This window comes from Cyanobium sp. ATX-6F1 (assembly GCF_047395825.1).
Lineage (GTDB): Bacteria > Cyanobacteriota > Cyanobacteriia > PCC-6307 > Cyanobiaceae > ATX-6F1.
In genome coordinates, this window is sequence record NZ_JBCEBF010000001.1 from 1,149,881 (window position 1) to 1,162,801 (window position 12,921).

At 68.9% G+C, this 12,921-nt stretch carries 7 protein-coding genes and 4 pseudogenes; 4 read left to right on the forward strand and 7 right to left on the reverse strand.

Annotated features, from left to right (window positions below; translation table 11 throughout):
- The first annotated feature begins 6 nt into the window (after positions 1-6).
- Both AAF143_RS06850 and AAF143_RS06855 read left to right on the forward strand, forming a co-directional pair.
- Positions 7-2,938: pseudogene (locus tag AAF143_RS06850) on the forward strand (ABC transporter transmembrane domain-containing protein).
- Entirely contained in the window at positions 2,938-4,101 is a 1,164-nt protein-coding gene (locus AAF143_RS06855) for an HlyD family secretion protein (RefSeq protein WP_255010354.1), read from the forward strand. Before AAF143_RS06850 ends, AAF143_RS06855 begins: the two are co-directional and overlap by 1 nt.
- A 16-nt stretch (positions 4,102-4,117) precedes the next feature.
- Here AAF143_RS06855 and AAF143_RS06860 read toward each other — a convergent pair.
- The 4 genes and pseudogenes from AAF143_RS06860 to gcvT all read right to left on the reverse strand — a co-directional run bounded on the left by AAF143_RS06860 (position 4,118) and on the right by gcvT (position 9,350).
- A pseudogene (locus AAF143_RS06860) lies at positions 4,118-5,797 on the reverse strand (CTP synthase).
- Between the two features lie 34 nt (positions 5,798-5,831).
- Positions 5,832-6,329: a Dps family protein gene (locus AAF143_RS06865; protein ID WP_255010349.1), complete on the reverse strand. Its 498-nt coding sequence runs from the start codon at positions 6,327-6,329 to the stop codon at positions 5,832-5,834.
- 28 nt (positions 6,330-6,357) lie between these two features.
- Positions 6,358-8,177 (reverse strand): annotated as a pseudogene (gene aspS, locus AAF143_RS06870) (aspartate--tRNA ligase).
- Positions 8,178-8,213: 36 nt separating this feature from the next.
- Positions 8,214-9,350, reverse strand: coding sequence for a glycine cleavage system aminomethyltransferase GcvT (gene gcvT, locus AAF143_RS06875; RefSeq protein ID WP_255010345.1), 1,137 nt, complete (start codon positions 9,348-9,350; stop codon positions 8,214-8,216).
- A gap of 212 nt (positions 9,351-9,562) precedes the next feature.
- Here gcvT and AAF143_RS06880 point away from each other — a divergent pair, with 212 nt between their 5' ends.
- Positions 9,563-9,763: a hypothetical protein gene (locus tag AAF143_RS06880; RefSeq protein WP_414026685.1), complete on the forward strand. Its 201-nt coding sequence runs from the start codon at positions 9,563-9,565 to the stop codon at positions 9,761-9,763.
- A gap of 108 nt (positions 9,764-9,871) precedes the next feature.
- Positions 9,872-10,270: a cyclic nucleotide-binding domain-containing protein gene (locus AAF143_RS06885; RefSeq protein ID WP_255010341.1), complete on the forward strand. Its 399-nt coding sequence runs from the start codon at positions 9,872-9,874 to the stop codon at positions 10,268-10,270.
- On the opposite strand, the pseudogene speB reads toward AAF143_RS06885, so the two are convergent.
- The 3 genes and pseudogenes from speB to mazG all read right to left on the reverse strand — a co-directional run bounded on the left by speB (position 10,264) and on the right by mazG (position 12,916).
- Positions 10,264-11,132, reverse strand: a pseudogene (gene speB, locus AAF143_RS06890) (agmatinase). The gene AAF143_RS06885 and the pseudogene speB sit on opposite strands and share 7 nt — an antisense overlap.
- The gene (gene speE / locus AAF143_RS06895) at positions 11,129-11,980 is read right to left on the reverse strand and encodes a polyamine aminopropyltransferase (protein ID WP_255010439.1); all 852 of its coding nucleotides are present in this window, start codon (positions 11,978-11,980) and stop codon (positions 11,129-11,131) included. The pseudogene speB and the gene speE overlap by 4 nt, the downstream one beginning before the upstream one ends.
- Positions 11,981-12,037: 57 nt before the next feature.
- Positions 12,038-12,916, reverse strand: a complete 879-nt coding sequence (mazG, locus tag AAF143_RS06900) for a nucleoside triphosphate pyrophosphohydrolase (RefSeq protein ID WP_414026686.1) — start codon at positions 12,914-12,916, stop codon at positions 12,038-12,040.
- Positions 12,917-12,921: the final 5 nt, after the last annotated feature.

Sequence of the window (12,921 nt, forward strand, 5' to 3'; positions counted from 1 at the left end):
CCCTCCCTGGCGGCCCTGCTGGGCCATCCCGCCTTCGCGCGGCTTTCCTCCGCCGGCCGCGCCCTTCTGGAGGGCCAGGCCCGGCTCAATCGCTACGCCCTCGGCCAGTCCCTCTCCAGCGCTGCGCTGATCCCGAGCGAGATCCTGCTGCTGCTGGAGGGAGAGGCGCGGCTGCTGGTGCGCGAGGGCGGCCGCCTGCTCACGCTCACGAAGCTGCGCCCCGGCGAGTTTGTCGGCCTGGCCTCGCTGCTGCGGGCGAGCCCCTGCGAGGAGGTCAGCGCCGCCGAGCCCGTGGCCGCCGCCGCCCTGGGCGATGCCCTGGTGCTGCAGTTGCTGCAGAGCGAACCCAGCTTTGCGGCCTGGTGCGCCGCCCAACTGTTCAGCGCCGAACTGGCGGCCCTGATCCAGGAGCTGCGCCGCCAGCATCCCCAGACCCACCTCACCCTGGTGGAGCAGTTCGAGCGGATCCGGCCCGAGGCCCGGCTGGTGGCCCCGAGCCAAGCGGTGCTGGAGCTGCTGGACGCCGATCAGGTGTTGCTGGTCTCCAGCAACAACATCGAGCGCCATCCGATCGGCAGCCGCCTGGAGCCCGCCGCCGGGGTGCCCCAGGCCCTGCCGCCGCTGCCGCCCCGGTTGATCGCCCTGCCGAGGGCCCTGGAGACGGAGATCGGGGCGGCGCCCGTTCTCGAGGCCGAGCTGCTGGATGGGGAAGGATCGGCCCTGGTGGCCGCCGGCTCCTCCGATCTCGCCGGTCCGCCCCTGGCCTCCGGCCTTGATCTGGGCCAACGGGATCGCCCCGTTTTCCGGCTGCTGCGCGGCAACGGCCCGTTGGAAGAAACCCTCGCCTGCTTCCAGATGCTGGCGGCGGAGCTGCGCTTGCCCTTCCGCCGCGACGCGATCGAGAAGATCCTGCGCGATGCCCTGCGCCGCGGCCAGACCCCCGATCTGCAGCTCTGCGGCAACCTGGCGGCGATGATGGGGCTGCATGTCAGCGGCGTGCGCGTGCCGGCCTCCCAGGGCACGCGGCTGATGACCCCGGCCCTGATCCCCTGGCAGGGGGCTTCGCCCTGGTGCGCTTCAGCAACGCCCGCGGCCTGCTGCTGGCCTCGCCCCGGGAGGGCTGGGTGGAGCTGCCACCAGGCCGTCTTGCGGAGGTTTTCCCCGAGGGCATCGATCTGCTGCTGGTGGAGCGCAGCAACGCCACGCCGGAGCAGAAGTTCGGCTTCAGCTGGTTCTGGCCCGCCCTGAGCCGTTACCGCGGCCTCCTCTTCCAGGTGCTGCTGGCCTCGTTCGTCGTTCAGCTGTTCAGCCTGGCTAACCCCCTGCTGATCCAGGTGATCATCGACAAGGTGATCAACCAGCGCAGCCTCGACACCCTGCAGGTGCTCGGCATCGCCCTGGTGGTGGTCACCCTGATGGAAGGGGTGATCGGCTCGTTGCGCACCTTCCTGTTCACCGAAACCACCAACCGCCTCGACATGCGGCTCGGCGCCGAGGTGATCGATCACCTGCTGCGGCTGCCCCTGGGCTATTTCGACCGGCGCCCGGTGGGGGAACTGGGCACCCGGATCGCGGAGCTGGAGAAGATCCGCAATTTCCTCACCGGCCAGGCGCTCACCACCCTGCTGGATGCGGCCTTCTCCGTCATCTACATCGTGGTGATGGTGATCTACAGCTGGCTGCTGACGCTGATCGCCCTCTGCGTGGTGCCGATCCAGGTGCTGCTCACCGTGCTGGGGGCCCCCTGTTCCGGCGCCAGTACCGCGACGCCGCCCAGGAGAACGCGCGCACCCAGAGCCACCTGGTGGAGGTGCTCAGCGGCATCCAGACCGTGAAGGCCCAGAACGTGGAGATGATCAGCCGCTGGAAATGGCAGGACCTCTACGCCAAGTACATCGCCCGAAGCTTCGAGAAAACGATCACCGGCACGGCCCTCAACGAGACCAGCCAGGTGCTCCAGAAGCTCTCCCAGCTGCTGGTGCTGTGGGTGGGCACCACCTTGGTGCTCAAGGGGGAGCTCACCTTGGGTCAACTGATCGCCTTCCGCATCATCAGCGGTTATGTCACCCAGCCGCTGCTGCGGCTCTCCTCGATCTGGCAGACGATCCAGGAGCTGAAGGTGTCCTTTGAGCGGTTGGCGGATGTGGTCGACACCCCGGAGGAATCCGACGACGCCGACAAGCAGAAGATCCCCCTGCCCCCGATCGATGGGGAGATCCGCTTCGATGATGTGAGCTTCAGCTTCCAGAGCGGCACCGCGTCGGTGCTCAGCCACATCGATCTGTCGATCCCCGCCGGCACCTTCGTGGGCGTGGTGGGTCAGAGCGGCAGCGGCAAGAGCACCCTCACCAAGCTGCTCTCACGTCTCTATTCCCCCCAGAGCGGCCGGATCCTGATCGATGGCCACGACATCGACAAAGTTGAGTTGTATTCCCTGCGTCGTCAGATCGGCATCGTGCCCCAGGATCCGCTGCTGTTCTCCGGCAGCGTGGCCGAGAACATCGCCCTCACCGACCCCGATGCCAGCAGCGACGCGATCGTGGCGGCGGCCCGGCTGGCCTGTGCCCACGACTTCATCATGGAATTGCCGGCCGGCTACAGCACCAACGTGGGCGAGAGAGGAGCAAGCCTCTCGGGGGGCCAGCGTCAGCGGATCGCCCTGGCCCGCACGCTGCTGAGCCGCCCCAAGCTGCTGGTGCTCGATGAGGCCACCAGTGCCCTGGATTACGCCACCGAGCGCCAGGTGTTCGACAACCTGATCGAGAACGTGAAGCACGCCACGGTGTTCTTCATCACGCACCGGCTCTCCACCATCCGCCGGGTGGATCGGATCGTGATGCTGCACCAGGGCTCCGTGGTGGAGAGCGGCACCCACGATGAACTGATGGCCCAACGGGGCCGCTACTACGCCCTGGTTCAGCAGCAGGAGGACAGCTGATGGCCCGCCCGAACAAACCCGGCGCCCTCGTACGCGCCGCCCAGAGCGCCATCGAACGGCGGGCGCAGAGCAGCCATGAGGAGCTGGCGCTGCAGCAGTCGCGCTTTCTGGCCCGCACCCTCACCTGGACCCTGATCGGTTGCACCGGCCTGGCGCTGGCCTGGCTGGCCTTGGCCAAGACCGAGGAGGTGGTGGTGGCCCCCGGCAAGTTGGAGCCGATCGGCAACGTCAAGATCGTGCAGATGCCCGTGGGTGGTGTGCTCGACAGGATGCTCGTCAAGGACGGCGAACGCGTGAAGAGTGGCCAGGTGCTGCTGCGCCTCGACAACGAGGCCACCCTCGATCGCCAGCGCAGCCTGATCCAGACCATCGCCGCCAAGGAAGAGCAGCTGCGGCTCAAGACCGTGGAGCTGGCCCGCTACCTCAACCTCAACGACACCGAACAGGGGGTGCTGGGCCGCAACCGCGACCTGGAGCAGGAGATCCTCGATCGCCTCGAAACTCTGCAGAAGCAGGGGGCCACGGCCGAACTCCAGTACCTGCAGCAGCGCAACAAGGTCAAGGAGGTGCAGGGCGAACTCGACAAGACCCGGGTGGATCGCCTGCGCCAGAGCGCAATCGTGGAGCAGGCGATCGAGCAGCTCAAGGGCGAACTGGCGGATCTGGGCAGCAAGCTCACCGAGCTGAGGGTGAACATCCGCTACCAGGACATCCGTTCTCCCGTGGACGGGGTGGTGTTCGACCTCAAGCCCACGGGTCCCGGCTTCGTGGCCCAGGGCAGCGAACCGATCATGAAGATCGTGCCCTACGCCAACCTGCTGGCCAAGGTGGAGATCCCCAGCAACAAGATCGGCTTCGTGCGCGTCGGCAAGCCGGCGGAGATCAGCATCGACTCCTTCCCCTCCTCCGATTTCGGCGTGATCGAGGGAACGGTCAAGGAAATCGGCTCCGATGCCCTGCCCCCCGACCAGCTCAAGCAGACCTACCGCTTCCCGGCCCAGATCCAGCTCTCAAGACAAACCTTGAAGCTCAAGAGCGGCCAGCTGTTGCCGTTGCAGGTGGGCATGTCGCTGACCGCGAACATCAAGCTGCGCAAGGTGACCTACCTGCAGCTGTTGCTCTCCGACTTCAAGGACAAGACCGATTCGCTCAAGAAGATTTAGGCCTCAGCCCTCACCCTCAGCCGCTGAGCGCCGTGCCGCTGCGCGAGAACGCCTCCTCCGGTGAGGAGGGCAGCCGTTGCTGGGCGGCCTCGATCAGCCCCCGGAACAGGGGGTGGGGCCGGCCGGGGCGGGAGAGGAATTCCGGGTGGTACTGGCAGGCGGTGAAGAAGGGGTGGTTCTTGAGTTCGATCAACTCCACCAGGCGCCCATCGGGGGAGGTGCCGCTGATCTCGTAGCCCGATTCCAGAAACAGGCTGCGGTAGGCGTTGTTGAACTCGTAGCGGTGGCGGTGGCGCTCGTAGACCACCTGTTCGCCGTAGAGGGATTGCCCCAGGGTGCCGGGCACCAGCCGGCAGGGGTAGACCCCCAGGCGCATGGTGCCGCCCCGATCCACCACGTCCTGCTGTTCGGGCAGCAGGTGGATCACCGGATGGGGGCTCTCGGGGTCGAGCTCGGCGCTGGTGGCCCCCTCCAGGCCCGCCTGGTTGCGCGCCCACTCGATCACGGCGCACTGCATCCCCAGGCAGAGCCCCAGGAACGGCACCCGCTGCTCCCGGGCCCAGCGGATCGCCGCCACCTTGCCATCGACGCCGCGGTGGCCGAAACCGCCCGGCACCACCACCGCATCCATGCCCCGAAGCAGGGTGTCGGCGCCCTGGGTTTCGATCTGCTCGGCGCAGATCCAGTGCAGGTTCAGCGAGGCGTCGCGCTCGAGGCAGGCGTGGCGCAGGGCTTCGACCACCGAAAGGTAGGCGTCGTTGAGTTGGACGTATTTGCCCACCAGGGCCACCTTCACCTCCGGGCCGGGGTTGCGCAGCTTGCGCACCAGCTCGGCCCAGCGGGCCATGTCGCTCTCGTGGTCTTCGAGCCCCAGCACGTCCAGCACCTGGCGGCAGAGGCCCTCGCGCTCCATGGCCAGGGGAACGGCGTAGATGCTGTCGGCGTCGAGGGCCTGGATCACGGCGTCGGTGGACACGCCGCAGAAGCCGCCGATCTTGGCCTTGAGCTCGCTGGTGATCGCGCGGTCGCTGCGGCAGACCAGCACATCGGGCTGGATGCCGATCGAGCGCAGCTCCTTGACCGAGTGCTGGGTGGGCTTGGTCTTGAGTTCGCCCGAGGTGCCGATGAACGGCAGCAGGGTGACGTGCACGTAGGCGATGTCGTGGCGTCCCACATCACCGCGGAATTCCCGGATCGCCTCGAGAAACGGAAGCGATTCGATGTCTCCGACGGTGCCGCCGATCTCGGTGATCACCACATCGGCGCCGCTGTTGGCCGCCACCCGGTGGATGCGCTCGCGGATCTCACCGGTGATGTGGGGATCACCTGCACCGTGCCGCCGTTGTAGTCGCCGCGGCGCTCCTTGTTGATCACCGCCTGGTAGATCGAGCCGGTGGTCACGCTGTTGAGGCGCGACATGGCGGTGTCGGTGGAAGCGCTCGTAGTGGCCCAGATCCAGGTCGGTCTCGGCGCCGTCCTGGGTGACGAACACCTCGCCGTGCTGGTAGGGGCTCATGGTGCCCGGATCCACGTTCAGGTAGGGATCGAGCTTGAGGATCGAGACGCTGTAACCCCGGGATTTCAGCAACCGGCCCAGGCTGGCGGCCACGATGCCCTTGCCGATGCTGGAGACCACCCCGCCGGTCACGAAGACGAACTTGGCGGCGTGGCTGCGGGCGGCGGCGGGGCTGGCCATGGGCACCTCAGGGACCACCCAATCTACGGGGGTGTCAGCCCTCTAGCAGGCTGCGCAGCATCCAGGCGGTTTTCTCGTGGATCTGCAACCGTTGGGTGAGCAGATCGGCCGTGGGCTGGTCGTTGGCCTCAGCCGCGGTGGCGAACACGCCGCGGGCGGTACGCGCCACCGCCTCGTGGCCCTTCACCAGCTCGCGCACCATCTCCAGGGCGGCGGGCACACCTTCGGTTTCGCTGATCGAGGCCAGGGCCGCGAAGCGGGCGCCGCCGAAGGGGGCGGGAAAGCCCAGGGCGCGGATGCGCTCGGCGATCACATCCAGGGCGGTCCACAGCTCCGTGTACTGGTCCATGAACATCAGGTGGAGCGTGTTGAACATCGGCCCGGTGACGTTCCAGTGGAAGCCGTGGGTCTTGCCGTAGAGCACGTAGCTGTCCGCCAGCAGCCGGCCCAGCCCCTCGGCGATGGCCTGGCGCTGGGCCTCGGGGATGCCGATGTCGATCGAAGGGGCGGACAGGCTGGGGGCGTGGGCCATGGATGAAGGCTGGGCGCAGGGGCTCAGCCTATTGAGGATCCACCCAGGTGCTGGCCACATGCAGCTCCGCCAGCTGCTGGGGCGCGACGCCGGCGGGGGCGCCGGTGAGCAGGCAGCGGGCCTGCTGGGTCTTGGGGAAGGCGATCGTGTCGCGGATCGATTCTTCCCCGGCCAGCAGCATCACGATCCGATCGAGCCCGAAGGCCAGGCCGCCGTGGGGCGGGGCCCCCATGTCGAGGGCTTCGATCAGGAAGCCGAACTGACGCTCCGCCTCCTCCAAAGGCAGGCCGATGGTCTGCAGCACCTGGCGCTGCAGGGCGGAATCGTGGATGCGCAGGGAGCCGCCGCCGAGTTCGAGCCCGTTGAGCACCAGGTCGTAGGCCTGGGCGCGGGCGCCTGGCAGTCGCTCGGCCCAGGCGGCCGGATCGTTGCCCAGATCGCCTGAGTTGGGGGCGCAGAAGGGGTGGTGGAGGGCTTCGAGCCGGTGTTCGCCGGCGTTGAACTCGAACATCGGGAAATCCACCACCCAGAGGAAGTTCCAGGTGTCATTGGCGCGCCCTTCGGCCACCAGGCCCAGCTCCTTGGCCAGGAACTGGCGCACTCGATCGAGGGCCTTGTTCACCGTCGCGGTCTCGCCGGCGCCGAAGAGCAGCAGGGTGCCGGGCACCGCGCCCGTGCGGCGCAGCAGTTCGGCCTTGCCCGCTTCTGAGAGGTTGTCCTTGATGGCGCCGATGCTGTCGATCTCGCCGCCCTCGCGCACCCGGATGAAGGCCAGGCCGCCGGCGCCGGCGGCGGTGGCTTCAGCGAACACATCGCCGCCGGGCTTGATGCGCACGTTGCTGAGGGCCTCGTTGCCGCCGGGAATCGCGAGGCACTTCACGGCCCCGCCGGCGGCCACAGCGCCGGAGAACACCTTGAAGCCGCTCGTGGCCACGATGTCGCTCACGTTGGTGAGCTCCAGGCCGTAGCGGGTATCGGGCCGGTCGGTGCCGTAGCGCTCCATCGCTTCCGTCCAGGTGAGCCGCGGGAAGGGCCGGGGCAGCTCGATGCCCTTGACGGCCTTCCAGATCGCGGCGATCAGGCCCTCGTTGAGCGCCAGGATCTGCTCCTGGGTGGTGAAGCTCAGCTCGATGTCCAGTTGGGTGAATTCCGGCTGGCGATCGGCGCGCAGGTCTTCATCGCGGAAGCAGCGGGCCACCTGGTAGTAGCGCTCGAGGCCGCCCACCATCAGCAGCTGCTTGAACAGCTGGGGGATTGGGGCAGGGCGAACCACTCGCCGCCGTTGACCCGCGAGGGCACCAGGTAGTCGCGGGCGCCTTCGGGGGTGGAGCGCGTGAGCACGGGGGTTTCCACCTCGATGAAGCCCTCGGCCTCCAGGTACTGGCGGGCGGTCTGGATGGTTTTGTGGCGCAGGCGCAGGTTGCCGTTCATGCGCTCGCGGCGCAGGTCCAGGTAGCGGTGACGCAGGCGCAGCTCCTCGCGCACGCTCTCGTCGTCGTGGACGGAGACCGCAAAGGGCAGGGTGCGCTTGACCGTGTTCAGCACGGTGATCGTTTCCGCCAGCACCTCCACTGCGCCGGTGGCGAGGCGCTCGTTGAGGGAGTCGGCCGGCCGCTGGCGCACCGTGCCCTGGATCTGCAGCACGAACTCGCTGCGCAGCTGCTCGGCGGCGGCGAAGGCACCATCCCCGCGATCCGGATCGACCGTGATCTGGACGGTGCCGCTGCGGTCGCGCAGGTCGATGAAGATCACCCCGCCGTGGTCCCGGCGCCGGTCGACCCAGCCGCAGAGCTGGACCGACTGGCCGGCGTCAGCGCTGCGCAGGTCACCGCATCCGTGGCTGCGCATGGGGGAGAGAGATGAATCAGGGATTTTCCCACGGCACTAGGCACGCCGATAAAAGGGCCGCTTCACCACCAGCGCCGGTTCGGACTTGCCGCGGATCTCCACCGCCAGTTCCGTGCCCACCTTGGCGGCCGCGGCCGGCACGTAGGCCAGGGCGATCGCTTCCCCCAGGGTTGGCGACCAGGTGCCGCTGGTGATCTCCCCCACCTCCTGGCCGCCCAGGAGCACCGGGTAGCCGTGGCGGGCGATGGCGCGGCCCGAGAGCTTGAGGCCCACCAGCCGGCGTCCCACCCCCTCGGCCGTCTGGCGCTCCAGGGCCTCGCGGCCGATGAAGGTGGCCGGCATCTCCAGGTGCACCAGCCAGCCCAGGGAGGCCTCGAGCGGGGTGGTGGTGGCGTCCATGTCGTTGCCGTAGAGGTGCATCGCCGCCTCCAGGCGCAGGGTGTCGCGGGCGCCCAGGCCGCAGGGGCTCACACCGCCTGCCAGCAGCTGCTGCCACAGGGCCAGGCCCGCCTCACGCCCCAGCAGCAGCTCGAAGCCGTCTTCGCCGGTGTAGCCCGTGCGCCCCACGAACACGGGCGCCCCCAGGGCGGCGCCGGTGGCCGTGCCCGCCAGGGCCAGCTCCCGGTGGCCGAAGCGCGGCAGGCCGGAGAGATCGGCCCCGCTGAGGGCCTCCAGGCGTCTGGCCGCCTCGGGCCCCTGCAGGGCCAGCAGCACCCCGTCGCCTTTGCGATCGGTGATCTCGAACCCCAGCGGTTCCAGCTGGCTGCGGATCCAGGCGGTGTCGGCGTCGGCGCAGGCGGCGTTGATCACCAGCACCAGCTCATCGGTTTCGCCTTCGGGGCCCGCCACCCGGCCGCGGTCGTAGACGATCAGATCGTCGCGGATGCCGCCCGCCTCGTTGAGCAGCACGCTGTAGCAGGCCTCGCTGGGGCCGATGCGGTGCAGATCGCTGGGCACCAGGGCCTGGAGGGCCTCCTTGACGCCGTCGCCGCGCAGGGTCAGCACACCCATGTGGGAGATGTCGAAGACGCCGCAGTGCTGGCGCACCGCCTGGTGCTCCTGGACCAGGCCGGCGAACTGCACCGCCATCTCCCAGCCGGCGAAGGGCACCAGGCGGCCGCCGGCGGCGCGGGCGGCCTCGAACAGGGGCGTGCGCTGCAGGGCGTCGGCCATGGCGGGGTCGGGCGCGGGGATGGGGCGGATCCTATGGAGGCCCCTGGCTGGATGGGGCCGGGCCCGAATCCGAAGACTTCCCGCAGGTTCGGTCCGCACACAGGTGTTGGGGAAGGCTTCTCATTAAGTTGAGTGACCAAAATTCTCCGCCTCAATGGGCAAGCGCCCCAGCTGCCGCAGTTGTCTCCATTGCGCCCCCCACGGCGGCGGGGATGGGCTGGTGCAAGCTGCGGCGCCTGGCGATCCATCCCGAGCTCAGTGGCGAGTTCTGGTGCCACCACTGGACACCCTTGCCGCCGCGGCTGCCTCTCACCGGCCAGGGTGGCGAGGGCACCAGCCTCACTGGCGCAGATTCGTCACCCCTTGGCGTCAGCCAGCAACTGGCGCTCACGCCGCTGCTGTTCGAGGGCTGAGACGGCTTGTCATCGATTCGGGGCCAGAAGGTGCTGATCGGCACTTGAAACGGCCTCAGCGGCTGTCAATGTGGGGGATCATCCAAATTTCGTTGCTGAGGTGGGTTATTGGTCACGCTGCTGGCAAGTTCGACTCCTGCTGAGCTCCTCGGCGCTCAGATCGACAGTGAGGTCCTCACGTTTCCCACGGCCACCCATGTCTTCACCCCCGGTGAATCGGCCGACTCCATCTATGCCGTGCGCCGTGGAATTGTCGAATTGATTGGTGATCAGGGCGACACGTTGTGTTATCGCCCCGGTGAACTGTTCAGTTATCAGGACATTGTCTGGAGTGAAGGCCCCTATCGCCACACGGCGGTGGCCCGAACGCCCGTTGAGTTGATCAGGCTCGACCGGCTGCGGTTCCTGAACCTGCTGCACAACCACCCCACCCTGGCGGTGCACCTGATCGCCCAGCAGCACGACCGTTTGCGCGAGCAGCGCACCAGCGGCACCTGCTGCTACTGATCCAGCAACAGCAACAGGCTTCGCACCACCTTGGCGGCCAGCACCGCGCTGACACCGCTGGGATCGAGCTGGGGTGCCAGCTCCACCACATCGGCGGCCACCAGCTGGTGATGGCGGAGTTCGTCCACCAGGGCCGCGAAGTGGTGCCAAAAGAAGCCACCGGGTTCGGGGGTGCCCGTGCCCGGCAGCACCGCCGGATCGAACCAGTCCAGATCCACCGTCAGGTACAAGGGCCGCCCGCGCAGGGGGTGAGGGCAGCCACCAGGCCATCGAGGCCGATCAGGCGGCCGCTGCGGCGCAGTTCGCCGAACTCCTCGCGGGTGCCACTGCGGATCGCGATCTGCAGCAGGTCGCCGCTGGGCAGTACCTCCAGGCAGCGGCGCATGGCGCAGGCGTGGCTGTGGCGGGCCCCCAGCCACTGCTCGCGCAGGTCGGCGTGGGCATCGAGCTGCACCAGCACCAGCTCCGGGTGCCGTTCGGCCACCGCCGCCACGGCGCCGCTGCTGATCGAATGCTCTCCGCCCAGCATCAGGGGCTTGAGGCCAAGGCCCATCACCGCCCGGGTGGCGCGGCCCACGGCCTCCACCACGGGTTCGGGGGCTCCGTAGGGGATGTCAAGGGCGCCCAGATCGGCGATGGCGGCCTCCTCCAGGTCGAGGTCGAGCTGGGGGTCGTAGGTCTCCAGGCCGCTGCTCACCTCACGGATCGCCGCCGGCCCGAAGCGCGTGCCGGGGCGGAAGGAGGTGGTGCCGTCGTAGGGCACTCCGAACAGGCCGACGCGGCAGCCGGCGGGGTCCCGGCGGCTGGCCATGTAGATGGCGCCATCTGTGTCAAACAGCCCTTGATCAAATAGCTCACTCATCGTTTGAGCTCCCGCTCGATCGCCGCCGGCACCGCCGCGAAGGCGCCGCCCTGCCAGCGGGGGCTCCAGATCTCGCAGCCCGCCGCCACCGCTTCGGCCCGTTCCCGTTGGGGCGTGAGGTAGCGGGGGCCATCCACGGCGGCGAAGATCCAGCTCCACCAGCCGCTGGGGTACATGGGCACCCAGCCGTAGAGCGGATCGGCGTGGCCGAACACCTGCCGCAGCAGGCGCACGGTGTCGATGTGCACGGCGCGGAAGGCCTCGGGGGATTCGCTCTGGGTGGCGAACACGCCCCCGGGTCTGAGCAGGCGCCGGCAGTTCTGGAAGAAGGCTTCGTTGAACAGGCCTTCGGCGGGGCCGGCGGGGTCGGAGCCATCGACGATCACCACGTCGTAGCTGGCGTCTGGGGCCGCGGCCACCCAGGCGAGGCCATCGCCGATCGTGAGCTGGAAGCGGGGGTCATCCCAGGCCGTGGCCCCCAGGCTGGGCAGGTGCTCGCGGCAGAGCTCCACCACCAGCCCATCGATCTCCACCATGTCCAGCTGGCGCACGCCCCGGTGGCGCAGCACCTCGCGGGCGGTGCCCCCATCGCCGCCGCCGATCACCAGCACGTGCTCGATCGAGGCCGCCGAGGTGAGGGCCGGGTGCACCAGCGATTCGTGGTACTGGCGCTCCTGGCGCTCGGCGGTCATCCAGCAGCCATCGAGCAGCAGCGCCTTGCCATAGGGCTCGCTGTCGATCACGGTCACCCGCTGGAAGGGGCTGTGGGTGTCCACCAGCACCGTGGCCTTCATGCCGTAGCGGCAGCCGGCGTGGATCTCATCCACCCAGCCGTCGTTGGAGTCCATGGGGGGCTTGATCGGGTCTTCCCAGCTAAGCGGTTCGCCGTTGTCGTCCCGCACACCTCAGGGGCGGGCTTCCCCGGAGCAGCTCGCCTCCGCGCTGGTGGTCTCGGCGCGGATCGCGGCCTTGGCCTGCTGCCACAGGCCTTCGAGCCGCTCGATGCTCTGGCCCTCCAGCTCGCCCCCGAGGGCCTCCTCCACCCGGGCGAAGCGCGCCAGGAAGCGACGGTTGGTGCCGGCGAGGCCCTCCTCGGGATCCAGATCGCACCAGCGGGCCACGTTCACCAGGGTGAACAACAGATCCCCCAGCTCGCTCTGGGCGTGGGCCCGATCACCGCTGGCCACCGCCTCCCGCAGCTCCCCCAGCTCCTCCTCCACCTTCCCCCACACCCCTGCGATCGATTCCCACTCGAAGCCGGCCGCGGCGGCCTTTCTCGAGATGGTCATCGCCCCGCTCAGGGCCGACTGGCCGCGGACCTGCTCGCGCAGCCGATCGCTGAGGCTGCTCTCTGCGGCGCCGCGGGCGGCCCGCTCGGCCGCCTTGATCGCCTCCCAGGTGGCGGGGGAGCCGTTCTCCGGCTCGAACACGTGGGGATGACGCCGGATCAGCTTGGCGCTGATGCCCCGGGCCACCTGCGCCAGGTCAAAACGGCCCTCCTCTGAGGCGAGGCGGGCGTGCAGCACAACCTGCAGCAGCAGGTCCCCGAGCTCCTCGCACAGGTGCTCGTCGTCCCCGTGGCGGATGGCATCGGCCACCTCGTGGGCCTCCTCGAGCACGTAGGGGATCAGCGAGCTGTGGGTCTGCTTGAGGTCCCAGGGGCAGCCGCCTTCGGGATCGCGCAGCCGGTCCACCACGGCCACCAGCTCGGCGAGGGCGTCGGTGGTGGCGGTCTCAGGGGAGGCGCGGCGCTCATGGCGGTGGTCTGGGATTGGGGCCCTCACGGGCG